General features: G+C 57.4%; 20 protein-coding genes and 1 other annotated feature. Of the genes, 7 read left to right on the top strand and 13 right to left on the bottom strand.

Annotated features, from left to right (window positions below):
• Positions 1-11 precede the first annotated feature (11 nt).
• Positions 12-950 (bottom strand): bifunctional riboflavin kinase/FAD synthetase, encoded by a 939-nt coding sequence (gene ribF / locus AB6T85_RS08495; protein WP_253455377.1) that lies wholly within the window; start codon positions 948-950, stop codon positions 12-14.
• Between the two features lie 306 nt (positions 951-1,256).
• On the opposite strand from ribF, the gene rpsT reads away from it, so the two are divergent.
• Complete coding sequence (gene rpsT / locus AB6T85_RS08490) at positions 1,257-1,520, top strand: 30S ribosomal protein S20 (protein ID WP_125290520.1); 264 nt, start codon at positions 1,257-1,259, stop codon at positions 1,518-1,520.
• 182 nt (positions 1,521-1,702) lie between these two features.
• Here rpsT and nhaA read toward each other — a convergent pair whose 3' ends face one another.
• Entirely contained in the window at positions 1,703-2,863 is a 1,161-nt protein-coding gene (gene nhaA, locus AB6T85_RS08485) for a Na+/H+ antiporter NhaA (RefSeq protein WP_253455378.1), read from the bottom strand.
• A gap of 204 nt (positions 2,864-3,067) precedes the next feature.
• On the opposite strand from nhaA, the gene AB6T85_RS08480 reads away from it, so the two are divergent.
• Positions 3,068-3,997, top strand: a complete 930-nt coding sequence (locus tag AB6T85_RS08480; protein ID WP_301252440.1) for an Rpn family recombination-promoting nuclease/putative transposase — start codon at positions 3,068-3,070, stop codon at positions 3,995-3,997.
• 79 nt (positions 3,998-4,076) lie between these two features.
• Here AB6T85_RS08480 and dnaJ read toward each other — a convergent pair whose 3' ends face one another.
• On the bottom strand, positions 4,077-5,216 hold the full coding sequence (dnaJ, locus tag AB6T85_RS08475) for a molecular chaperone DnaJ (RefSeq protein WP_125290517.1): 1,140 nt from the start codon (positions 5,214-5,216) through the stop codon (positions 4,077-4,079).
• Between the two features lie 105 nt (positions 5,217-5,321).
• Positions 5,322-7,235: a molecular chaperone DnaK gene (gene dnaK, locus AB6T85_RS08470; protein WP_253455380.1), complete on the bottom strand. Its 1,914-nt coding sequence runs from the start codon at positions 7,233-7,235 to the stop codon at positions 5,322-5,324.
• Between the two features lie 301 nt (positions 7,236-7,536).
• Between dnaK and satP the strand changes: the two genes are divergently transcribed.
• On the top strand, positions 7,537-8,109 hold the full coding sequence (satP, locus tag AB6T85_RS08465; protein WP_369895278.1) for an acetate uptake transporter: 573 nt from the start codon (positions 7,537-7,539) through the stop codon (positions 8,107-8,109).
• 36 nt (positions 8,110-8,145) lie between these two features.
• On the opposite strand, the gene AB6T85_RS08460 is transcribed toward satP, so the two are convergent.
• The 3 genes from AB6T85_RS08460 to tal form a co-directional block, all read right to left on the bottom strand.
• Positions 8,146-9,447 (bottom strand): MFS transporter, encoded by a 1,302-nt coding sequence (locus AB6T85_RS08460; RefSeq protein WP_369895277.1) that lies wholly within the window; start codon positions 9,445-9,447, stop codon positions 8,146-8,148.
• Between the two features lie 114 nt (positions 9,448-9,561).
• Entirely contained in the window at positions 9,562-10,149 is a 588-nt protein-coding gene (gene mog / locus AB6T85_RS08455; protein WP_125290515.1) for a molybdopterin adenylyltransferase, read from the bottom strand.
• A gap of 121 nt (positions 10,150-10,270) precedes the next feature.
• Positions 10,271-11,224, bottom strand: a complete 954-nt coding sequence (gene tal / locus AB6T85_RS08450) for a transaldolase (protein WP_253455383.1) — start codon at positions 11,222-11,224, stop codon at positions 10,271-10,273.
• A gap of 239 nt (positions 11,225-11,463) precedes the next feature.
• On the opposite strand from tal, the gene yaaA reads away from it, so the two are divergent.
• The 3 genes from yaaA (at position 11,464) to AB6T85_RS08435 (ending at position 15,026) form a co-directional block, all read left to right on the top strand.
• A complete protein-coding gene (gene yaaA, locus AB6T85_RS08445) occupies positions 11,464-12,240 on the top strand; it encodes a peroxide stress protein YaaA (protein ID WP_301730176.1) in 777 nt (258 codons plus the stop codon).
• 117 nt (positions 12,241-12,357) lie between these two features.
• Entirely contained in the window at positions 12,358-13,356 is a 999-nt protein-coding gene (locus tag AB6T85_RS08440) for a type III secretion system chaperone (RefSeq protein ID WP_369895275.1), read from the top strand.
• Positions 13,353-15,026, top strand: coding sequence for a hypothetical protein (locus AB6T85_RS08435; protein ID WP_369895273.1), 1,674 nt, complete (start codon positions 13,353-13,355; stop codon positions 15,024-15,026). Before AB6T85_RS08440 ends, AB6T85_RS08435 begins: the two co-directional genes overlap by 4 nt.
• 295 nt (positions 15,027-15,321) lie before the next feature.
• On the opposite strand, the gene thrC is transcribed toward AB6T85_RS08435, so the two are convergent.
• The 5 genes from thrC to AB6T85_RS08410 all read right to left on the bottom strand — a co-directional run bounded on the left by thrC (position 15,322) and on the right by AB6T85_RS08410 (position 21,041).
• Positions 15,322-16,608 (bottom strand): threonine synthase, encoded by a 1,287-nt coding sequence (gene thrC, locus AB6T85_RS08430; protein WP_301252432.1) that lies wholly within the window; start codon positions 16,606-16,608, stop codon positions 15,322-15,324.
• A 3-nt stretch (positions 16,609-16,611) separates the two neighbouring features.
• Entirely contained in the window at positions 16,612-17,541 is a 930-nt protein-coding gene (gene thrB, locus AB6T85_RS08425; protein ID WP_253455389.1) for a homoserine kinase, read from the bottom strand.
• 2 nt (positions 17,542-17,543) lie between these two features.
• Positions 17,544-20,003: a bifunctional aspartate kinase/homoserine dehydrogenase I gene (gene thrA / locus AB6T85_RS08420; RefSeq protein ID WP_253455391.1), complete on the bottom strand. Its 2,460-nt coding sequence runs from the start codon at positions 20,001-20,003 to the stop codon at positions 17,544-17,546.
• A gap of 22 nt (positions 20,004-20,025) precedes the next feature.
• Positions 20,026-20,147, bottom strand: a sequence feature (Thr leader region).
• The gene (gene thrL / locus AB6T85_RS08415) at positions 20,083-20,154 is read right to left on the bottom strand and encodes a thr operon leader peptide (RefSeq protein WP_124232041.1); all 72 of its coding nucleotides are present in this window, start codon (positions 20,152-20,154) and stop codon (positions 20,083-20,085) included. Its footprint overlaps the feature before it by 65 nt.
• Positions 20,155-20,342: 188 nt before the next feature.
• Positions 20,343-21,041 (bottom strand): tRNA/rRNA methyltransferase, encoded by a 699-nt coding sequence (locus AB6T85_RS08410; protein ID WP_253455393.1) that lies wholly within the window; start codon positions 21,039-21,041, stop codon positions 20,343-20,345.
• A gap of 605 nt (positions 21,042-21,646) precedes the next feature.
• On the opposite strand from AB6T85_RS08410, the gene arcA reads away from it, so the two are divergent.
• Positions 21,647-22,363, top strand: a complete 717-nt coding sequence (arcA, locus tag AB6T85_RS08405) for a two-component system response regulator ArcA (protein ID WP_125290506.1) — start codon at positions 21,647-21,649, stop codon at positions 22,361-22,363.
• A 49-nt stretch (positions 22,364-22,412) separates the two neighbouring features.
• On the opposite strand, the gene creA is transcribed toward arcA, so the two are convergent.
• The gene (gene creA / locus AB6T85_RS08400) at positions 22,413-22,886 is read right to left on the bottom strand and encodes a protein CreA (RefSeq protein ID WP_253455395.1); all 474 of its coding nucleotides are present in this window, start codon (positions 22,884-22,886) and stop codon (positions 22,413-22,415) included.
• Between the last annotated feature and the right edge of the window lie 103 nt (positions 22,887-22,989).

Genomic DNA, 22,989 nt, shown 5'->3' with positions numbered 1-22,989 from the left:
TCCGCTTCTGTTTAAACCGGTGCGCTCAGCCCAAAAAAAGTTCGGGCCGCCACCACGTCTTTAGCAATTTGCTCTTTGAGCGCGTCAAGCGAGGAAAAACGCTGCTCGTTTCGTATTTTTTCGCACAGCACCACTTCTATATGGCGCCCGTACAGGTCAATTGCAACGTCCAGCAGATGCACTTCCAGCTGCTGACGTATGCCCGCTACCGTGGGGCGCGTGCCGATATTGGCGACGCCGGGCAGCGGCTTGTCGCCCAGGCCGCGGACCTCGACGGCATACACGCCTTTTACCGGCGAAACATAGCGTCTTAACGGCAGGTTAGCGGTGGGAAAGCCGATGGTGCGGCCCAGCGCGTCGCCGTGCACTACGCGGCCGGAGATGCTGAAAGGGTGCCCCAGAAGCGTGGCCGCCAGCGGCAGATTGTCTTCCGCCAGCGCCTGGCGCACCGCCGTGCTGCTGATGCGCTTGCCGTCGTCGCAAAAAGTCTGGGTGCTGATAACGTCAAAACCGTAGTCGGCGCCCGCTTTCTGTAATAACAGGAAATCCCCTTCGCGACCAGCGCCAAAGCGGAAATCGTCGCCGACCGCCAGCAACCGTACGCCCAGCTTATCGACCAGCAGATCGGCGACAAAACTGTGTGCCGACAGCGCGGCAAAGCGTCGGTCGAAACGCAGGCAAAGCACCGCGTCCACGCCCGCCTCGTCCAGGTAGCGAAGTTTTTCGCGCAGTCGCGTCAGCCGCGCAGGCGCTTTATCGGCCGCAAACAGTTCCAGCGGCTGCGGCTCGAACAGCATCACCACCACCGGTAAATTACGTTTACGCCCTTCCTCGCGCAGCCGGGACAGTAGCGCCTGATGGCCGCGATGTACGCCATCGAAATTGCCAATGGTGAGAACGCAGCCGCGATGCTGCTCCCGGAGGTTATGTATGCCGCGGATAAACTTCATGGCTGGCTCAGGTTCGTGGAAATCGGCGGATTATACCAACTACCACCAGGAAGGTTAACCCGCGAATGCGCCTTTACCGCGTTAATGCGGGCTTTTTCTGTCGCGGCTGACGGGCGATACCATTTTTCTTGTGAATAAGCTGTATTCATCGCCATGAAGCTGGTAGAATCTTGCGCCATCGAAACGTAACCAGGTGTCGTTGTTTCAGCGGCGCTTATTTGCACAAATCCATTGACAACCACGGGCTAAAGAGGCATATTCCTCGGCCTTTGAATTGTCCTCATAGAACTATTTGGGAGTTGGACCTTGGCTAATATCAAATCAGCTAAGAAACGCGCCGTAACGTCTGAGAAGCGTCGTAAGCACAACGCTAGCCGTCGTTCAATGTTGCGTACTTTTATCAAGAAGGTATACGCGGCTATCGCTACTGGCGATAAAGCAGCTGCGCAGACTGCATTTAATGAAATGCAGCCTATTGTGGACCGTCAGGCAGCTAAAGGCCTGATCCACAAAAACAAAGCGGCACGTCATAAAGCAAACCTGACTGCTCAGATCAACAAACTGGCTTAATCGCCCGTCTGTTAATCAGCTTTGATAAAGAAACCTGCTCAGGCAGGTTTTTTTATGCCCGGCGTTTGGCTCCGGGCTTTTTTATGTCCGCCATTCGGCCCCGGCCTGAGTTTGCCGCCTCCTGAACGCCGGCCTTAGCCGCAAGAGACAACGGCAAGCGGTGAGCCTGCCGTCGTCCTTAATCAGCGCAGCTTGATACGCAGCAGCGTATAGCCTACCAGCGCAGAAACAATCGAGCCGGTAAGAATACCCAGCTTCGCCAGCGTCACCATCTCCTCATGCTGCGCATCGAAAGCCAGCGAGGCGATAAATATCGACATGGTAAAGCCAATCCCGCACAGCACGCCGATGGCGCAAATATCCTGCATACGCGTGTTTTCCGGCAGCGCCGCGATGCGCAGCCTGACGGCCAGCCAGCAGATTAGCGTGATACCTAACGGTTTGCCGATAAACAACCCTAAAATAATGCCCAGCGGCACGGCGGAGAACAAACCGTCCAGCGAGACGCCGCTCAGCGAAACGCCGGCATTGGCGAAGGCAAACAGCGGCAGGATCAGCCAGCTGACCCAGGGCGCAAGCCCGTGAGCCAGGTGGATAGCCGGAGAATGGCCGTTCTGTTTCTCCAGCGGCACAAAGAAGCCGACAATCACGCCGGCCAGCGTGGCGTGCACGCCCGACTTCAGCACCGCTACCCACAGCACCATGCCAACCAGCATATAAATAGCGATATTACGCACGCCCAGCCGGTTCAGTAACGCCAGCACCACGATAGCCCCGGCGGCCACGCCAAGCGAAGCCAGCGACAGATCCTGCGTATAAAAGAAGGCGATGATCAGGATAGCGCCCAGGTCATCAATCACCGCCAGCGCCATAAGAAACATTTTCAACGCTGGCGGCACGCGGCTGCCCAGCAGCGCCAGAATACCCAAAGCAAAAGCGATATCCGTGGCGGTAGGAATAGCCCAGCCGTGAACGGCCAGCGGATCGTTATGATTGAGCAGGGCAAAAATCGCGCCGGGCGCGATCATGCCGCCAATAGCCGCAATCAGCGGGAACATGGCCCGTTCACGCGTGGCCAGCGAGCCGGAAACCAGCTCGTGTTTGACTTCCAGCCCAATCATCAAAAAGAACAGCGCCATCAACGCATCGTTGATCCACAGCAGCAGATTTTTGCTGATATCCAGCGAGCCAAAACGGAATTCCACCGGCATGGCAAGAAGAGACTGGTAGGCTTGTTGGGTGCCGGCCGAATTGGCCAGATACATAGCGATAGCGGCAGCGATAATCAATACCACGCCGCCGGTTGCTTCATTATTGAGTAATCGCTTAATCGCGGATTTCATTGCAATCTTTCCTGATAAACAAATCGTGCGGCCTGACAGCATACGCGTTTCTGACGGCAGGAAAAACGGTTTGCGGTGGTTTATCGGGCAAAAAGGCTGCCGGAGAAATTATTTACGAGGCGCGCCGCATCGCGCTGTTAACGCCCTTAACCGGATAAAACGGGCATGACATGATGTCGGCATTATTTTTCTGATTCAGGATCGATGATGAAAACCCTTTCGCCTGTACCGCATGATGGACTATTTAAAACTTTTCTGACTAATACCGACACTGCGCGGGATTTTCTGTCGTTCTATCTGCCGCCGGAGCTGCTTGAAATCTGCGATATCACCACCTTGCAGCTGGAGTCGGGCAGCTTTATTGAAGAGAATTTGCGGACTTATTTCGCCGACGTGCTCTATTCATTGCGGACCAGTAACGGCACGGGCTATATCTATACGCTAATAGAGCACCAGAGCAGTTCGGATAAGCATATGGCCTTCCGCCTGATGCGCTACGCGATAGCGGCTATGCAGCGACATATAGAGGCGGGACACACGGCGCTGCCTTTGGTCGTCCCGCTGCTGTTTTGTCATGGTCGCGCCACGCCCTGGCCCTATACCACAGACTGGACGGCGCTGTTCGCTGAGCCGGAGCTGGCCCGACGGCTCTATACGCGAAGCTTTCCGCTGATTGACGTCGGCGCGATGGATGATGCGGATATCATGAAACACCGCCGGATGGCGATGCTGGAGCTGCTGCTGAAGCACGCCAGAACGCGCGACCTGGCGGAGCTGACGGAACAGTTGGTGACCCTGTTGCTTGCAGGTTATACTACGAACGAGCAGTTAGTAACCTCAATGAACTGGATGATGCAAACCGGCACGGCGGGTAATCCGGAAAAGCTGCTGCAGGAGCTGACCAGCCATTTATCGTCACAGGAGGACGTGTTGATGACTATTGCAGAATACCTTGAACAAAAAGGATTAACTAAAGGGCTTCAAAAAGGGCGAACCGAAGGCGAGCGCGAGGCCACGCTAAAAATTGCCCGCGCCTTGCTACAGAATGGCATTGCCCCCGACACGGTATCGAAAACAACCGGCCTGTCGGAGCAGGAACTCACCAGCCTCAGCCAGGCTAACCCAACGGCGTAGCCCCGGCGCTGACCCCTTTGCGCTTGCCATAAAAAACGGGCGGTTTAAGCCGCCCGTCTGGTTCTGCACGCTATAAAGGCTAGCGGGTCAGATCGTCAAAGAATTTCTTCACGCCGTCGAAAAAGCTTTTCGAACGCGGACTGTTCTTCTCGCCGCCCACGCCGCCAAAGCTCTCTTCCAGCTCGCGCAGCAGGCTTTTCTGCTTCTCGCTCAGGCTGACCGGCGTTTCCACGACCACACGACACAGCAGGTCGCCCTGCGCGCCGCCGCGTACGGATTTAACGCCTTTGCCGCGCATACGGAACAGTTTACCGGTCTGCGTTTCCGCAGGCACTTTCAGCTTAACGCGCCCGTCCAGCGTCGGCACTTCGATTTCGCCGCCCAGCGCCGCCATTGCAAAGTTGATCGGCACTTCGCAGTACAGGTTATTCTCTTCACGTTCAAAGATAGGATGCTTGCGCACCTGCACCTGAACGTAAAGATCGCCCGCTGGTGCGCCGTGCTCGCCCGCTTCGCCTTCGCCTGAAAGACGGATGCGGTCACCGGTATCCACGCCTGCCGGGATTTTTACCGACAGCGTTTTAGAACGCTCTACGCGGCCATGTCCATGACAGGCGTTGCAGGGATCTTTGATAACGGAACCGCGACCGTGACAGGTCGGACACGCCTGCTGCACGGTGAAAAAGCCCTGACGCATCTGGACCTGACCCTGACCGTGACAGGTCGGACAGGTTTGCGGCTGCGTGCCCGCTTTGGCGCCGCTGCCGTGGCAGACGTCGCACTCTTCCAGCGTAGGGATGCGGATCTCTTTGGACACGCCGCGGACGGCTTCTTCAAGCGTCAGCTCCATGTTGTAGCGCAAATCGGCGCCGCGCGCAGCACGCTGCTGACGGCGTCCTCCGCCGAAGATATCGCCGAACACGTCGCCAAAGATATCGCTGAAGTCTGCGCCGCCGCCGCCAAAACCGCCGCCGCCGCCACCCATGCCGCCCTGTTCAAAGGCTGCATGACCGTACTGGTCATAAGCCGCACGCTTCTGCGCATCGGTCAGAATTTCGTAGGCTTCTTTGACTTCTTTAAATTTTGCTTCTGATTCTTTGTCGCCCGGATTGCGATCGGGGTGATGCTTCATCGCCAGGCGTTTATAGGCCTTTTTGATTTCGCGCTCGTCCGCCGATCGCGAAACGCCCAAAATCTCGTAGTAGTCTTGCTTCGCCATTATGGTGATCCTGCCCTAAATATGCGTGAACGGGCGTGGAGAACACTCCGACGCCCGTAGGTTTCACTGGGGGCCTTGCGGCCCGCCGTGCCCGCTCAAGGGCGATTATTTTTTGTCTTTAACTTCTTCGAACTCGGCGTCGACCACGTCGTCGTCTTTCTTCGCGGAAGCGTCGGCTGCATCAGCTGCGCCGCCGGCGGCCTGCTGCTGCTGAGCGAACTCCATCAGCTTGCTGGAGACTTCCATCAGCGCCTGCATTTTCGCTTCGATTTCCGCTTTGTCTTCGCCTTTCAGCGCGGTGTTCAGATCGGTCAGCGCGGCTTCGATTGGCGCTTTGTCGTCCGCAGGCAGTTTGTCGCCCGCTTCGTCCAGCTGCTTACGGGTGCTGTGCGACAGATGATCGGCCTGGTTGCGAACCTGTACCAGCTCTTCAAACTTACGGTCTGCTTCGGCGTTAGCCTCGGCGTCGCGCACCATTTTTTCGATTTCATCGTCGTTCAGACCAGAAGAAGCCTTGATGGTGATCTTCTGCTCTTTACCGCTGTTTTTGTCTTTCGCAGAGACATGCAGAATACCGTCGGCGTCGATATCGAAGGTCACTTCGATCTGCGGCATACCGCGTGGCGCTGCCTGAATGCCGTCCAGGTTAAACTGGCCCAGCGATTTGTTGTCCGCCGCGCGCTTACGCTCGCCCTGCACCACGTGAATGGTTACCGCAGACTGGTTGTCTTCCGCCGTTGAGAACACCTGGCTGTGCTTGGTCGGGATAGTGGTGTTCTTGGCAATCAGCGCGGTCATCACGCCGCCCATGGTTTCGATACCCAGGGACAGAGGAGTAACATCCAGCAGCAGCACGTCTTTCACGTCGCCTGCCAGTACGCCGCCCTGCACCGCTGCGCCTACCGCTACCGCTTCGTCCGGGTTCACGTCTTTACGCGGCTCTTTGCCGAAGAACTCGGCCACTTTCGCCTGCACCATTGGCATACGAGTCTGACCGCCGACCAGGATAACGTCGTTGATGTCGGAAACAGACAGGCCAGCATCCTGCAGAGCCACTTTCAGCGGCTCGATAGAACGGCTCACCAGATCTTCTACCAGCGATTCCAGCTTCGCACGGGTCACTTTGATGTTCAGGTGTTTAGGACCTGTTGCATCAGCAGTGATGTACGGCAGGTTAACGTCGGTCTGCTGTGCGGAAGAAAGCTCGATTTTCGCTTTTTCTGCCGCTTCTTTCAGACGCTGCATCGCCAGCGGATCGTTGTGCAGATCGATGCCCTGATCTTTCTTAAATTCTGCTACCAGATAGTTGATCATACGGCTGTCGAAGTCTTCGCCGCCCAGGTGGGTGTCACCGTTGGTCGCCAGCACTTCGAAAGTTTTTTCGCCGTCAACTTCATCGATTTCGATAATAGAGATATCGAACGTACCGCCGCCCAGGTCATATACCGCGATAGTACGGTTGCCCTGGCCTTTGTCCATACCGTAAGCCAGCGCGGCTGCGGTTGGTTCGTTGATGATACGTTTTACGTCCAGACCTGCGATACGGCCGGCATCTTTGGTCGCCTGACGCTGCGCATCGTTAAAGTAGGCTGGTACGGTGATAACCGCTTCGGTTACCGGCTCGCCCAGGTAATCTTCCGCCGTTTTCTTCATTTTTTTCAGCACTTCAGCAGAAACCTGCGGCGGTGCCATTTTCTGGCCTTTTACGTCCAGCCATGCGTCGCCGTTGTCGGCGCCAACGATCTGGTAAGGCATGATTTTAATATCACGCTGCACTTCTTCGTCCTGGAAGCGACGGCCAATCAGGCGCTTGATCGCAAACAGGGTGTTCTGTGGGTTAGTCACGGCCTGGCGTTTAGCAGGCTGACCAACCAGCGTTTCACCATCCTGGGTGTAAGCGATGATGGATGGCGTAGTGCGATCGCCTTCCGCATTCTCCAGTACACGCGCTTTGCCGCCATCCATGATCGCGACACAAGAGTTTGTTGTACCTAAGTCAATACCAATAATCTTGCCCATCTAAACGTCTCCCACTTAAATTCATTTCAAATCAGGTTATGCACACTTAATGCGGGCGGTTTTGGCCGTTTCAACTCCCGGCTTCACGCTTTTTTTCGCTACATAACCCTGGATGCCAAATAAGATGGGGCCTGCGCGCCCGGCATCAAGGGGCGAGTTAAAAAAAATTTCGTTTTTATCCTTATGGCAGATCAATGTCGCCCCGCCGATGGCTCTTTATGATGCCGCGCGCTTTGCAGGAAAGCGGCGGTCAGCCGCCCTGCCCGCGCCTCTTCTTAATTTCTGTTATAGCTGAGGACTTATGCATAACAACAAACTGGCCAATCCTGGGCCGCTGGGCCTGATGGGGTTTGGGATGACCACCATACTGCTGAACCTGCACAACGCAGGATTTTTCCCGTTAACGTCCGTGGTGCTCAGCATGGGCATTTTTTTTGGCGGCCTCGCGCAGATCCTGGCTGGCCTGCTGGAATATAAAAAAGGCAACACTTTCGGCCTGACGGCGTTTACCGCCTATGGCTGCTTCTGGCTTAGTCTGGTCGGCATGCTGCTGCTGCCGTCGCTGGGGCTGGCTGCGCCGACGGATGCGGTTTTTCTTGGCGTCTGGCTGGCGCTGTGGGGCATTTTCACCCTGTTTATGTTCTTCGGCACGTTGCAGGCCAACCGCGCCTTGCAGTTTGTCTTTGCCAGCCTGACGCTGCTGTTCGCGCTGCTGGCGACTGGCAATATCAGCGGCAGCGAGCGCATTCTGACGCTGGCCGGTTTCGAAGGCATTATTTGCGGCGCGAGCGCGATCTATCTGGCGGTGGCGGAAGTGATTAACGAACAGCTGGCGCGCAAGGCGCTGCCAATTGGCGAGGTAACGCGAGCATAAAAAAAGCCCCGTGTGGATAATCACGGGGCCTGTCTTTTAGCGAATGCTGACCTGATTTAATAACGGTTGCCTGTCGCTACGCAGCAGCCAGCCGCCCAGCACAAAGCCCATCGCCGCCAGGCTCAGCACGTACCAGAGCGGCGCCATGGGTGTCAGCTTCATGATAAAAGTGACGCAAATGGGCGTCAGCCCACCAAAAATGGCGTAGGCGACGTTATAGGAGAACGAAATGCCGGTGAAACGCACGTCCGCCGGAAACGCTTTCACCATAATAAAAGGCGTGATGCCCACTACCCCTACGCACAGGCCAGCCAGCGCATAGGCGGCATAAAGATACTGTGGCGCAGCCGCGGCCACGTAAAAAAAGCAGGCGCTGCCGCCCGCCAGCAGCAGGCTGCCGACCATCAACGTCTTACCCGCGCCGAAACGATCTGCCGCCGCGCCCGCCACCACGCAGCCGATAAGCAGCATAACGGTCGCCAGGCTGTTGGCCTGTAAAGTTTGCGCCGCCGGTAGCCCATAGGTTTTTTGCAGCAGCGCGGGTGCCATCAAAATGACCACCACAATGCAGGCGGAAAGCAGCCAGGTCAGCAGCATGGAAACGATCACGCTCCGACGATGCGCCCTGACGATGGTTTTCAGCGGCAGCTCCTGCGCCAGCGCCTTGCGTGCCTGCATTTCCGTAAAGACCGGCGTTTCATGCAGCCAGCGGCGCAGATAAAGCGCGATCAGGCCAAAAATCCCGCCAAGAAAAAAAGGAATGCGCCAGCCGAATGTCGCGATGCTTTGGGCCGACAGCGTGGTGGCGATCAGCGTGGCAACCAGCGCTCCCAATAAAATACCCGCCGTCAGTCCGGCGGTCAGCGTGCCGCAGGCGAAACCGATCCGTTTTTCCGGCACGTGCTCCGCCACAAAAACCCAGGCACCGGGCACTTCGCCGCCGATGGCCGCGCCCTGTAACAGGCGCAGCAGCAGCAGCAGTACGGGTGCCGCCACGCCCAGCGACGCATAGTCAGGCAGCAGCCCCATCGCCAGCGTCGGCAGGGCCATCAGCAGGATGCTCAGGCTGAACATTTTCTTCCTTCCCCTGCTGTCACCAAAATGCGCCATGATAATGCCGCCAAGCGGCCGCGCCAGATAGCCTGCGGCAAAGATGCCGAAGGTCTGCATCTGTCGTAGCCAGTCGGGGATATCAGCCGGAAAGAAGCGTTCGCCTATGACCGCCGCGAAAAAAACGAAGATGATAAAATCATAGAACTCCAGCGCGCCGCCCAGGGCGGCCAGAGAGAGGGTTTTGTAATCCTGCCGGTTCAATCGGCGAGTGCTGTTATTGTGCATAATCGTCGCGCAGCCAGAAGTGAGGGAATAAGAGCGTGTAAAGCCAGCATGACTATACCGTTCATTTTCCGCTACACCAGCAGCGCTGAACTTTATGCCTGAATCCGGAAATTTTTAGCTGTTTGTTTCGCGTCTGGCGCTTTTAGGACGAAATGCTGCTACTACCGCCTCATGCGTTTCCACATAAGGGCCATCCAGCAGCTGGATGCAGTAGGGCACGCTGGCGAAAATACCGTGCACTTTCGCTTTGCCGTCCGCGTCCTTTAAGCCTTCCAGCGTCTCTTTGATCGATTTTGGCTGCCCCGGCAGATTAATCACCAGTGACTGCTTGCGGATCACGCCAACCTGGCGCGAAAGGATAGCGGTCGGCACAAAATTCAGGCTGATCTGACGCATCTGTTCGCCAAAGCCCGGCATTTCGCGATCCGCGATAGCCAGCGTGGCGTCCGGCGTCACGTCGCGTCTGGCCGGCCCGGTTCCGCCGGTAGTCAACACCAGATGGCAAAACAGCTCGTCCACCAGCTCGCAAATGGCGTGCTCAATCATCGGCTGCTCGTCGGGCACCAGCCGTTTCTCAACGGTAAAAGGCGTCGCCAGCGCCGTAGAAAGCCAGGCTTCCAGCGCCGGTAAGCCTTCGTCCTGATAGATGCCGTTAGCCGCGCGATCGGAAACGGAGATCAATCCTATGCGTAAAGTATTCATTGTGTCGTCACTGTGAGGCCGGCCGCGGGAGGGCGCGGTTTTATAAGGGGAACAGGGGAAGGATAAACATTGCCACGCTTGATGTACAGGACGCGGCCGGCGAGCCGACCGCGTGAGGGAATTACAGCAGTTCGGCGAGCATCTTATCCAGCTTGGCCTGGTCAAGCGCGAAGTTGCGAATGCCCTGCGCCAGCTTATCAACCGCCATTGGATCCTGGTTGTGCTCCCACAGGAATTCCGCTTCGGTCATTTTAGCGGGACGCGCTTTGACTTCGCCGGTGTAGGAGAGCTTACGCTCCAGCGTGCCTTCGCTTTCCGCCAGCTCTTTCAGCAGCGCCGGGGAGATGGTCAGACGGTCGCAGCCGGCCAGCTCAACGATCTCGCCTACGTTACGGAAGCTTGCGCCCATGACCACGGTTTCGTAACCGTGCTGCTTGTAGTACTGGTAGATTTCAGACACGGAAACCACGCCCGGATCTTCATGCGGCGCGTACTCTTTCTTGTCGGTATTGGCTTTGTACCAGTCCAGAATACGGCCAACGAAAGGAGAGATCAGGTAGACGCCCGCTTCGGCGCAGGCGCGGGCCTGAGCGAAGGAGAACAGCAGCGTCAGGTTACAGTTGATCCCTTCTTTTTCCAGCTGCTCGGCGGCACGAATGCCCTGCCAGGTGGAGGCCAGCTTGATCAGGATGCGGTCGTTGCTGATACCGGCATCGTTATAGAGCTTGATCAGCGCGCGCGCTTTATTGATGCTGCCTTCGGTGTCGTAAGAGAGACGCGCATCGACTTCCGTAGAGATACGACCCGGCACCAGCTTCAGGATCTCCAGACCAATTTTGACGTTCAGCATATCTGCCGCGTACTGGATCTGCTCTTCTTTGTTGCTGGTCTGCTCGCGCGCCCACGTTACGGCTTCATCGATCAGCTTACGGTATTCCGGGATCTGTGAGGCATTCAGGATCAGTGAAGGGTTAGTGGTAGCGTCTTGCGGTTGATACAGCTTCATCGCTGCGATGTCGCCGGTATCGGCAACAACGGTGGTGAGCTGGCGCAGGGAAGTCAGTTTGTCCGTCATGGTTGTCATTCTCTCAGAAGAGTTATCGGGTTCTTGAAACTGTCTGCCACGGATAATATCACGCGAGACCGACCATGCAAGGTAAGCTTGCGGCCAGGCCACTGAGTGCTAAATCGCGCCCTTTATTTAGCTAATTTGTCCGGGCCGATAGCAGTGATTTGTCGTGCCACGGCGCTTTTTTGCTACACTGCCTGCGCTTTTTTTTGCCCTCCGATGGCGTATTACATAAGGATTCTGTCATGTTGATGGTGATCTCCCCGGCCAAGACGCTGGATTTCGCAAGCCCGCTGGCGACCGCCCGCTTTACGCAGCCCGCGCTGCTGAATGATGCCAAAAAGCTGATTGACGTGGCGCGCGACTTGACGCCCGCGCAGATCGGCTCACTGATGAGCATCAGCGACAAGCTGGCCGATTTAAACGCCGGTCGTTTTCAGGCATGGCAAACGCCTTTTACGCCGGATAACGCGCGCCAGGCCATTCTGGCTTTTAAGGGCGACGTTTACGCCGGACTTCAGGCGGAGACCTTCAGCGAAGACGACTTCACCTTTGCCCAGCAGCATCTGCGCATGCTTTCCGGGCTTTACGGCCTGCTGCGGCCGCTGGATCTGATGCAGCCTTACCGTCTGGAGATGGGCACTAAGCTGACCAACCCTGCCGGCAAAGATCTTTATGCCTTTTGGGGCGACAGGCTGACCGAAGCGCTGAACGCGGCGCTGGCGGAACAGGGCGACGACGTGCTGATCAACCTGGCTTCCGATGAGTATTTTAAAACGGTGAAGCCAGCGAAGCTGCAAGGCCGCATCGTCAAGCCGGTGTTCCTGGACGAGAAGAACGGCAAGTTTAAGGTTATCAGCTTCTACGCCAAAAAGGCCCGTGGCCTGATGAGCCGTTATATTATCGAGCGCCGCCTGACGCAGCCGGAACAGCTGAAAGCGTTCGACGTTGACGGCTACTTTTTCGTGGCTGACGAAAGCAGCGAGCGCGAGCTGGTGTTTAAACGTCACGAAATCGCCTGATACCGCTTTCGCGGGCGAGCCGCCTTTTCAGATCCAGCCATAGCGTTTTGTTATGGTGCCGAACCGCGCCGCCGATCGCTCTACTCAAGGTTTATCTGCATCAGCCTTGAGGTAATTATGGATCGGCAAGCGCTTCTTAAAACCGTCACTGACAGGGCCTGGCACGCCACGCATCCTCCCACCGTAAACGCCGCCGCGCCCACGCTGCAAAATCCGCTGCCCGTTGGCTCGCATGCCTGGCTGCAAGCGGCAGCGGCGCAGTTTGGCGTAGACGAAAAGGCGCAGCAGCAATTTGCCACAACCGGCCTGCTCCGCCTGGACGCGCTGCATGTAGTTATGATTTGCCAAAGCGAAGATCCCGTCCCGCTGTGGCTCGTCGTTGGCTATTTGCGCACGCCCCAGGCAATCCATTCTGAAACCTGGCAGCAGCTGTTGCTGCGCGCTAATGGCGTGGCGATGGCGATGAACGGCATCAGCCTCTCGCTGGATGAACAGGGTACGACGCTGCTGACCAGACGCCTGGCTTTTGACGCCGTTGATGATGCGCTGGCGCTGGCGGCCATCCTTAACGATATCGACGCCCTTGCCGCCAGCCTGATCGATTTACTGCTGTCTCTCGGCCAGCCCGAGGCAACGCAGCAAGCAGACAAAACGCCAGCACTGCCCGGCTGGGTCATGGGCTGGCAGCAGCAGACGGCTTTAAAAATCGATGAGCTGGCGGAACAGGCGCTGGCCGCCCGGTGGCACTACCCGCTGGTGCAGCAGGCTGTCGCCGCGTCAGAACTGCCCGCAACGCAATACCAGCTCAACGGCTGCCTCTGTTCGCTACGCTTTCCCGAGCGTGAGATAGCCATTACCGCCGACGGTGACGGCCGCCACCTTTTCCTTTCCACGCCGCTTGAGCTGAAGAAGGATGACGCCCGTCGGCTGCTGGTCGCCAACGGGGATTTACAGCCGCTGACGCACTGCTCGCTGGGGCTTTATCAGGAAGAGGTCAGCCTGCTCTGCCGCTGGGATTCCCTGGGGCTGGACGGCCTTGATTTAGCCGAATGGCTGGCAAATCTGATGACCCTGACCATGGCTTTCAGTAGCGATACACAGAGAGGCGACTTATGACTGATTCAATCCAGCGCGCGCCCGCCCTACAGCAGATGACCGTGCAGAACAGCCGGGGCGATATTGAAAGCGGCCCGCTGCCCACGGGGCCAGCGCGCGCGGCCAGGGCGAGCCACGCGGCAGGCCAGTTTTTTTCCGGCCTGGCGGAGGGCGCCAGAAAAGGGTTACAGACGACCTCGGGCGGCCTGCAAACCGTTGGCAACGCGGCATGGGGCGGCTTAAAAACCGGCGGCAGCTACGCCGCCGACAAAATGACGGTAGCGGGCAAAGCGGGCTGGCAGGGCACGAAGTATGTCGGTAATCAAAGCTGGAAAGGCGCAAAAATTGCCGGAAAAGCGAGCTGGAACGAAACCAAACACTCCGCCGTCACCCTGGGGAAATTCGCCTCTGCGCCGCTGCAAAACAAAGCCTGGGGCGCGCTGGGCGGCCATGCGCTACAGCAGATGGTGACCTGCGGGCTGCCGACGCTGATGCGCGAAGAGGCATTTATCGAGGCCTATAACATGATGCTGCCGCATCTGGCCGAGAAGCATCCGGCCGCCGCCGTGGGGCTTCAGGTCGCGGTGTCGCTGGCAAACATCGCCGCGCATCACCATATCAGGGAGCCGCGTCTGGCACGCGATCCGCAAAACAATGCCGTTGCCGTGCGCGGTCAGTTTGGCCTGAGTCCGGGCCAGGCAGACGTAATCCAGCGCGATAAGCCGCAGGAATGGCAAAATATGACGGACAAACACCAGCAGGACTCACAGCGCGTAACCGGGCAGCAGGTCGCCGCCGAACTGATGAATATAGGCATGTCGGCGGCTGGCGTGCTGACCGGCAACCCTGGCTTAACCACCCGCGTGCTCAGCACCCAGCTGCGCAACGTGCTTTACGCGGCCTCGCGCGAATCTTTGCAGGCGACCGGCAGCATGGTGGCCTCGCGCGACGGCAAACCAAGCCACGGCGTCAGCGATGGCGATATGCGCACCAACGGTGCCTGGTACACGCTGAATACGCTGGCGATGGGCATGTTGCAGGACGGTCTGATCCAGAAAGCGCTGCCGCAGGGCTATACCGTTTCCGGCCCTGAAATTCGCGATGCGGCCGGGCAGCGGCTCAGCGGGAAAGAGCTGCACGCGATGGCGGCGCTGGTTTCCGGCATCCGGGCAGCCTGCAACACCGTGATTGAGACGGGCGACGCCTTTCTGGGCAAGCATTATGACGCCAAACGCGCGGGCGACTCGCAGAAGTTCTCCCCTTCCCTGCCGATGAAAGATTATGGCCGCCTGCTGGATCACTCCATTGCCCGCCTGAGCTGGAATAACTTCGCCAATGCCAGCACCCTGGCCGCGCAGCAGGTGCTGAATGCGGCGACCAAAGGCTCGCTGTCGCCGCAGCTCTCCAGCCTGCTGAACAACGGCGGCACCGCAGCCGCGTTTGGCCTGACCTACAAGATGGTGAACCAGATCTATCAGGCGCACAGTAAAGTGCGCGCCGCCGTAGCAGCTGCCACCAGCGGGCCGGTGAATATCACCGCCGCCGGACAGCCGAATCCGGCAGCGGATAGCCGTAGCCAGCAGGCGATAGCCGCGCCGCCTTCCGGGCAGCAAACGGCCGCTATTCAGCCTTCAGGGTCACCACAATCAACCGGAAACTCAGGAGAGCCCTCCACCAGCGGGACGGCATAACAGGCAGGAAAAGACCCTTACGGGTAAGGGCCAATGTTTGATGACAGACTTAAAAGCCTGCGACTCTACACTGTCGTTTTTGATAGCGACACAACCGCTTCACAGCGGCAGAGGCTGAGCGGATAAGCGGACCGTTTTCGCGCATGGACGCGCGAAACGAGCCTACATGGACGTATTCACGGCGTGTCCGTGTTCCGATCTGCCTCCGCTGCTTTCCACCGGCCCCAATGCGACTTGATGACAGAGGATGAGTGTGTCAACAATCTCAGGCCCTTATGAATAAGGGCCGCAGGCGTTATTTGTAAAGCAGGAAGTCGCGCAGCTCGGCGAAATCGGCGGCCATCTTGTGCGACAGCAGCGGCAGATCGGCGCGATCCGCCAGCTCCTGCGGCAGCGGCAGCGTCTGGCCCAGGATTTCTTCCACGCTCTCCTTGAACTTGGCCGGATGCGCCGTCCCCAGGAACAGCCCGAACTCGCCTTCCTGTAGCTGATCGCGCAGCAGTCGGTAAGCGATAGCGGCGTGCGGCTCGGAGATATAGCCCAGATCCGCCAGCTCGCGCATAGTAGCGCGGGTGGTTTCATCATCTACCGCGCCAAAGCCCAGGTCGGTCAGGCGCCAGGTTTTGCGGCGGAACAACTCCTCAACGCGCGGCCAGTTGTTCGGCTGGCTGACGTCCATGGCGTTCGACAACGTGGAAACGGTAGCGGCAGGCAGCCACTCGCCGCCTTTCAGGAAGCGCGGCACGGTGTCGTTGGCATTGGTGGCGGCAATAAAACGCTTCACCGGCAGGCCCAGTGATTTCGCCAGCAGGCCCGCCGTCAGATCGCCGAAGTTACCGCTCGGCACCGACACCACCAGCTGATTGCGTTTTTCCTGCGGCAGCTGCGCCACCGCTTCAAAGTAGTAGCAAATCTGCGCCAGCAGGCGGCTGATATTGATCGAGTTCGCCGAGTTCAGGCCGATGGCCTTCTTCAGCAGCTCGTCGTCGAAGGCCTGCTTGACTAGCGACTGACAGGTATCGAAATCGCCGTCGATAGCGATCGTCTGGATATTGCCTCCCAGCGTACAGAACAGCTTCTCCTGCAACGGGCTAATTTTGCCCTGCGGATAGAGGATCACCACGCGCACGTTGTCCATGCCGTAAAACGCATGGGCTACGGCCGCACCGGTATCGCCAGAAGTGGCGGTCAGGATGGTGATCTTCTCGTCCGCGCCGCTGACGTAAGAGAGCATCTGCGCCATAAAGCGGCCGCCGAAGTCTTTAAAAGCCAGCGTCGGGCCGTGAAACAGCTCCAGCGCAGAAATATCGTCGGTGACTCTCGCTACCGGCGCGGGGAACGCAAACGCGTTTTTCACGCGCTCGTGCAGATGATGCGCGTCGATTTCGTCGCCGATAAAAGCAGAGAGAATTTTGCTGCTGCGGCTGACGAAATCCATCTCCAGCATGGCGTCGATATCGGTCAGCTCAAACTCCGGCAGCTCCAGCGGGAAAAACAGCCCCTGCTGGCTGCCCAGACCCTGTTTAACCGCCTGTGAAAAGCTGACCTGCTCGTTGTGATCTTTCAGATTATAAAGTTTCATGCGTTATCCCAGTTTACGTGCGCCAGCCGTGTCTAAGCGGCAAATATGGACGAAGCCTTCCTCGTTTTGCAGGTAGTGCTGGCGAAGCCAGTCTGCCATGCGCTGCGCCGTGTCGGCCTGATTACAGACGGCGAACAGCGTCGGCCCGGAGCCGGAAATGCCGCAGGCCAGCGCGCCGATATCCTGGGCGGCCTGGCGGGCATTGGCGAAGCCCGGTAACAGTTTAGTGCGGTAGGGTTCGGCGATCACGTCGCGCATCAGCTTCGCCGCCAGTTCCGGCTGCTGAGTGTGGCAGGCGTGAATAAAGCCGCCCAGATAGCGGCCGTGTTTGATGATATCTTCTTTGCGATATTGCGCAGGCAGGATCGCCCGCGCCTCGGCGGTGGAAACCTTGATGCCGGGATAGGCCATCACCCACAGCCAGTCATCAAAGCATGGCACCGGCTGGCTGATCGCGCCGTTCTCTTCCAGCATCAGCTGCAGGCCGCCCAGGAAACAGGGTGCCACGTTATCAAAGTGGACGCTGCCGGAAACCCGGCCTTCCAGCTCGCCCATCAGCGTCAGCAGCTGGTTGTCGTCAAGCGGCCTGCCGCAATGTTCGTTCATCGCCATCAGTCCGGCCACCACCGAACAGGCGCTAGATCCCAGACCGGAGCCGATCGGCATATTTTTTTCCAGCGTCATCGCTACCGGTACGCGTTTGCCTGTCGCCTCGCAAAAGCGATCCCAGCACTGCCAGACGATATTTTCCTGCGGATCGGCAGGCAGCTTGCTGACGAAGCGACCCTCGTTGCGCAGGCTGAACTCGCTGGCCGCCTCCACCGTTACGCAGTCGCCCAGCAGCGTTCCGTCGACGGGCGAAACCGCCGCGCCCAGCACGTCGAAGCCGACGCTGACGTTGCCAATTGAGGCTGGCGCATAGATCTTAACCATGTTTAAACTCCCAACTTCCATGACAAGGTGCGTAACAGATCGGCAAACACGCCCGCGGCGGTCACGTCGTTACCGGCACCGTAACCGCGCAGCACCAGCGGTATAGGCTGATAATAGCGGCTGTAAAAAGCTAAAGCATTTTCGCCGTTTTTGACTTTATACAGCGGATCGTTGCCGTCAACGGCGTCGATCTTCACGTGGCAGCGGCCGCCCTCTTCAATCACGCCGACAAAGCGCAACACTTTGTCCTCATCGGCCGCGCGGCGTACGCGGGCGGTAAAAGCGTCGTCCAGCTCCGGCAGCCGCTGCATAAAGGTTTCCACGTCCAGCGCGTTAAACGCCTCCGGCAGCACGGCTTCGATTTCGATATCGCTCAGCTCCAGCTGATAGCCCGCTTCACGCGCCAGAATCAGTAACTTGCGCGCCACGTCCATCCCGGAGAGATCGTCGCGCGGATCCGGCTCGGTAAAGCCCATTTCGCGCGCTGTACGGGTCGCTTCCGACAGCGACACGCCCTCGTCCAGCTTGCCGAAGATATAAGAGAGCGATCCGGACAGAATGCCGGAGAAACGCAGCAGCTCATCACCGGCGTTAAGCAGGTTTTGCAGATTTTCAATCACCGGCAGGCCCGCACCCACATTGGTATCGTACAGGAACTTGCGGCGCGATTTAGCCGCCGCCGCGCGCATCTGCTGATAGTACTGCCAGGATGAGGTATTGGCCTTTTTGTTAGGCGTGACCACGTGAAAACCATCGGCCAGAAAATCCGCATACTGGTCGGCTACGGCCTGGCTGGAGGTACAGTCGACAATCACCGGGTTAAGCAAATGATACTCTTTCACCAGACGGTTCAGGCGCGCCAGGTTAAAAGGCTCTTTGGCTTCCTGGAGCGCGGCCTGCCAGTTGTCCAGCGGAATGCCGTGCACGTTGGTCAGCAGCGCTTTGGAGTTGGCGATGCCGCAGACGCGCAGATCGATATGCTTGTTCTTCAGCCACGCCTGCTGGCGGGAAAGCTGTTCGATCAGCGCGGCGCCCACGCCGCCGATGCCGATCACAAACACTTCGATCACCTGGTCGGTGGCGAACAGCATCTGATGCACCACGCGCACGCCGGTCGTGGCGTCGTCGTTATGCACCACCACGGAAATAGAGCGCTCTGAAGAGCCCTGCGCAATGGCCACGATATTGATATTGGCCCGCGCCAGCGCCGAGAAGAACTTCGCGGAGATACCGCGCAGCGTACGCATTCCGTCGCCCACCACCGAAATCACGGCCAGATTTTCCATTACGTCCAGCGGCTCCAGCAGCCCGTCTTTCAGCTCCAGGAAGAACTCGTCTTCCAGCACGCGACGGGCGCGCAGCTGATCGCTTTGCGGCACGCAGAAGCTGATGCTGTATTCGGAAGAAGACTGGGTGATCAGCACCACGGAAATGCCGCTGCGGGACATGGCGGCGAACACGCGCGCGGCCATGCCGATCATCCCTTTCATGCCGGGCCCGGAGACGTTAAACATCGCCATGTTATTCAGGTTGGTGATGCCTTTTACCGGGTTATCGTCGCTGGCGCTGTCGCCGCCGATCAGCGTGCCGGGCGCCTGCGGGTTGGCGGTATTTTTAATCAGGCAGGGAATTTGAAACTGGGCGATCGGCGTGATGGTGCGCGGATGCAGCACTTTAGCGCCGAAGTAGGAAAGCTCCATCGCCTCCTGATAGGACATGGTTTTCAGCAGGCGGGCGTCCGGCACCTGACGCGGATCGCAGGTGTAAACGCCATCGACATCGGTCCAGATTTCACAGCAGTCGGCGCGCAGACAGGCAGCCAGCACGGCGGCGGAGTAGTCGGAGCCGTTACGGCCCAGCACCACCAGCTCGCCCTTTTCGTTTCCGGCAGTAAAGCCCGCCATCAGGATCATATTTTCGGCAGGGATCTGCGCGGCGGCGATACGGCGAGTGGATTCAGGAATATCCACGGTGGACTCAAGATAGTGGCCAACCGCCAGCAGCTTTTCAACAGGATCGATCACGCTGACGCCGTAGCCGCGCGCCTGGAGCAGCCCTTCCATAATGGCGATCGACAGCTTCTCGCCGCGACAGATAATGGCGGCATTGACGCTGTCCGGGCACTGGCCGAGCAGGCCGATACCGTGCAGCACCTGCTTCAGCTGAGCGAACTCCGCATCCACCACGGCTTTCAGACGGGCGTAGGGAAATTTCGGCTCCGCTTCCGCCAGCCCTTGCAGCAAAACGTCAAAAATCTTTTCGGCATCGAGCAGGTTTACCTGCGCATCCTGCCCGCTGATGGTTTTTTCAATCATCGCCACCAGATGGTTGGTGATTTTGGCCGGCGCGGACAATACGGTAGCGACCTGTCCCTGCTTAGCATTGCTCTCCAGAATATCCGCCACGCGCAAAAATCTTTCCGCGTTGGCGACTGAGGTTCCACCGAATTTCAGCACTCGCATAATCATCTCCTGAATTTTTGCCGAAAAAAAAGCCCGCACTGTTTAAGGTGCGGGCTTTTTTTATTTTTTCCTGTATGCGTCAGCCCGCACCGTTACCTGTGGTAATGGTGGTGGTAATAATGATTGTTGTCATCAGGCTGTAAGTACGCATTTTAGATTTTACTGTCTGTCTTGAATTTGTCCGCTTTCAGAAGTAAAGCAAAGCCCTGGCTAAGTCAATTTTTTTATCCGCAGGCGCAAATCGGCTGACAAAACGCCCGCCAGGGATTTGGCCTGAAAACAGATCTTAACCAAGGCGAAAGCCGCTTACCCTTAGCATGTCTTGCTATGTATAAAGCGTTAACCAGTTTTTTTATCTATAAGATTTTTTTCTATGTCGTGCAGCAGCCGGTGCAGCATAGCGGTGTCGCGCTGTTGCAGCGTGCCCAGACGCTGATCCAGCCAGTCGACCAGTTTGCGATCGTCGCTGACCTCAAGCCGCTCAACCAGCTGGCTGAGCCGCTGGCGCAGCGCCTTCAGCTGCTGACCGTCAGCCGTGACGGCCGGCACGGCGGCGACCTGACGCAGCGCCGACAGCTGATAGCAGTACACCATCACCGCCTGCCCAAGATTCAGCGAAGGATAGTCCGCCGCCATCGGAATGCCGGTCAGCAAATCCACCTGGTCTAACTCCTCATTCGTCAGGCCGGTATCCTCACGCCCAAACACCAGCGCCGCGCTGCCGATCCACTGCTGCTTTTCCGCCAGCTGGCTTTCTACCTGCTGCGGCGTGGCGTAATAGCGGAATTTTGCCCGGCTTCGCGCGGTGGTAGCGATGCTGAAGTCGATATCCGCCAGCGCGGCAGCCAGCGAAGGCCAGTGCGTAGCCTGTTCCAGGATCTCGCCTGCGCCATGCGCGACCCGTCGTGCGCCCGCTTCCAGATGCGCCTGACTGTTTACGATCCGTAATTCATCAAATCCCATGGTTTTCATGGCGCGGGCCGCCGCCCCCACATTTTCAGGTCGGGCAGGTGAAACAAGTATCAGGGGAAAACGCATAAGGGCCTTCTTAAGTTCAGTGTGGACATATCCTGAGGGTCCCGTGGCATAAGATGGGCGGGAAACCTCTGCTATCATTTTAACAAATCAACAACATACTAACGACCTGTCTGACCAGCTATAATTATAAACTACGGCTTTTTTCCGCTGATTTTAGCGATAAAAACATTTATCTGACGATAATCTCATGTAGTTCAGGCAATTAAGAATTGTTAAATTTTATCTATACTCTTTGCAAAGAAAGCCGTTTATTTTTTCATCTTTGCGCGGCGCTTATCCAGCTAAATCGCCCTTTGGCGGGGCGTTTTTCAACGGCACCTCAACGTGCTACAATTGGATTGATATAAGTCAATTAAGCTTTATTTATTGGCTGTTGGTCGTGGCTTGTGCTGTTATGTTGCTGTTAATGAGGTTAGGATATACGCCATTTTTGACCTTGCCGAGACAGGGAATATACTTTTTTATCTGGTATTTTCCGGTCCATGAATGGCTTGTGAACATATTCCGTACAGCCCGCGTTACGCGTCAATCGGCGCCCGCGTATTACCCATACGGTAACTGCTGTATGCCCATATCGTTTTTTGGCAATTTTAGGTAGCGAACACATGCAGACCCCGCACATACTTATCGTTGAAGACGAATTAGTTACTCGCAATACTCTCAAAAGTATTTTTGAGGCCGAAGGCTACATGGTTTATGAAGCTACGGACGGTGCAGAAATGCATCAGGTTTTGACAGAGAACGACGTCAACCTGGTCATCATGGATATAAACCTTCCCGGCAAAAACGGCCTGCTGCTGGCGCGCGAACTGCGTGAACAGGCCAACGTGGCGCTGATGTTCCTGACCGGCAGGGACAACGAAGTCGATAAGATCCTCGGCCTTGAGATCGGGGCGGATGACTATATCACCAAGCCTTTCAACCCGCGTGAGCTAACTATCCGCGCCCGTAATCTGCTGTCGCGCACCATGAATCTGGCGCCGCACAGCGAGGAGCGCAAGCTGGTTGAAAGCTATCGCTTTAACGGCTGGGAGCTGGATATCAACAGCCGCTCGCTGATTGGCCCGCAGGGCGAACAGTACAAGCTGCCGCGTAGCGAATTCCGCGCGATGCTGCACTTCTGCGAGAATCCGGGCAAAATCCAGACCCGCGCCGATCTGCTGAAAAAAATGACCGGCCGCGAGCTGAAGCCGCACGATCGCACCGTGGACGTCACCATCCGCCGCATTCGTAAACATTTTGAGTCCACGCCGGACACGCCGGAAATTATCGCCACTATTCATGGTGAAGGTTACCGTTTCTGCGGCGACCTGCAGGAGTAAGCCGGTGCTGCGTTGAGGGGTCGTTTTTCGCGGCCCCCTCTCGCTTGCCTTAGCGGCTCCAGGGCATGATGGGAACGGCGCTTAACGCATTTTTAGGCGAGCCTTCCACCACCTTGTCGGAATAGCTAAGGTAAATAAGCGCGTTACGTTTGCGGTCGTAAAAGCGGACTACCTGTAGCTTTTTGAACACCAGCGAGGTGCGCTTACGAAACACCACTTCACCTTCTGCTTTCCCTTGGGCAATCTTGTCGCTGAGCGTTATCGGCCCAACCTGCTGGCAGGAAATAGCGGCATCCGACGTATCTTCCGCCAGACCTAACCCGCCTTTGATCCCGCCGGTTTTTGCCCGGCTGAGGTAGCAGGTCACGTTTTGTACATCGGGATCGTCAAAGGCTTCGACCATAATCTTATGATCGGGCCCAAACACTTTAAAGGTGGTATCGACCGAGCCGACCACTTCGGCGCGCACCGCAAGAGGGGTGAGCATTATTGCCGTGACCATTAACATTTTTTTCATTGTCATAACGTTACCATTGCATAGAAAATAGATGACATTGTAAGTTACCTCGCTTAGCGCTTTTACGCTGGCGGACCTGGCGTGCCCCGGTATAGCATACCGGACTAAC

Source organism: Erwinia aeris, assembly GCF_041224955.1.
In the GTDB taxonomy this organism is placed as follows: domain Bacteria; phylum Pseudomonadota; class Gammaproteobacteria; order Enterobacterales; family Enterobacteriaceae; genus Erwinia; species Erwinia aeris.
The sequence above is the reverse complement of the archived record's forward strand: the minus strand, read 5'-3'. Positions and strand labels throughout refer to the sequence as shown.

What these genes read in the sequence shown, in the direction of transcription:
- arcA (WP_125290506.1), top strand. Translation starts at nt 21,647, where the DNA reads ATGCAGACCCCGCACATACTTATCGTTGAAGACGAATTAGTTACTCGC.
- creA (WP_253455395.1), bottom strand. Translation starts at nt 22,886, where the DNA reads ATGACAATGAAAAAAATGTTAATGGTCACGGCAATAATGCTCACCCCT.
- ribF (WP_253455377.1), bottom strand. Translation starts at nt 950, where the DNA reads ATGAAGTTTATCCGCGGCATACATAACCTCCGGGAGCAGCATCGCGGC.
- thrB (WP_253455389.1), bottom strand. Translation starts at nt 17,541, where the DNA reads ATGGTTAAGATCTATGCGCCAGCCTCAATTGGCAACGTCAGCGTCGGC.
- AB6T85_RS08480 (WP_301252440.1), top strand. Translation starts at nt 3,068, where the DNA reads ATGATGAAAACCCTTTCGCCTGTACCGCATGATGGACTATTTAAAACT.
- mog (WP_125290515.1), bottom strand. Translation starts at nt 10,149, where the DNA reads ATGAATACTTTACGCATAGGATTGATCTCCGTTTCCGATCGCGCGGCT.
- AB6T85_RS08440 (WP_369895275.1), top strand. Translation starts at nt 12,358, where the DNA reads ATGGATCGGCAAGCGCTTCTTAAAACCGTCACTGACAGGGCCTGGCAC.
- tal (WP_253455383.1), bottom strand. Translation starts at nt 11,224, where the DNA reads ATGACGGACAAACTGACTTCCCTGCGCCAGCTCACCACCGTTGTTGCC.
- satP (WP_369895278.1), top strand. Translation starts at nt 7,537, where the DNA reads ATGCATAACAACAAACTGGCCAATCCTGGGCCGCTGGGCCTGATGGGG.
- AB6T85_RS08460 (WP_369895277.1), bottom strand. Translation starts at nt 9,447, where the DNA reads ATGCACAATAACAGCACTCGCCGATTGAACCGGCAGGATTACAAAACC.
- AB6T85_RS08435 (WP_369895273.1), top strand. Translation starts at nt 13,353, where the DNA reads ATGACTGATTCAATCCAGCGCGCGCCCGCCCTACAGCAGATGACCGTG.
- AB6T85_RS08410 (WP_253455393.1), bottom strand. Translation starts at nt 21,041, where the DNA reads ATGCGTTTTCCCCTGATACTTGTTTCACCTGCCCGACCTGAAAATGTG.
- dnaK (WP_253455380.1), bottom strand. Translation starts at nt 7,235, where the DNA reads ATGGGCAAGATTATTGGTATTGACTTAGGTACAACAAACTCTTGTGTC.
- nhaA (WP_253455378.1), bottom strand. Translation starts at nt 2,863, where the DNA reads ATGAAATCCGCGATTAAGCGATTACTCAATAATGAAGCAACCGGCGGC.
- thrC (WP_301252432.1), bottom strand. Translation starts at nt 16,608, where the DNA reads ATGAAACTTTATAATCTGAAAGATCACAACGAGCAGGTCAGCTTTTCA.
- dnaJ (WP_125290517.1), bottom strand. Translation starts at nt 5,216, where the DNA reads ATGGCGAAGCAAGACTACTACGAGATTTTGGGCGTTTCGCGATCGGCG.
- yaaA (WP_301730176.1), top strand. Translation starts at nt 11,464, where the DNA reads ATGTTGATGGTGATCTCCCCGGCCAAGACGCTGGATTTCGCAAGCCCG.
- thrA (WP_253455391.1), bottom strand. Translation starts at nt 20,003, where the DNA reads ATGCGAGTGCTGAAATTCGGTGGAACCTCAGTCGCCAACGCGGAAAGA.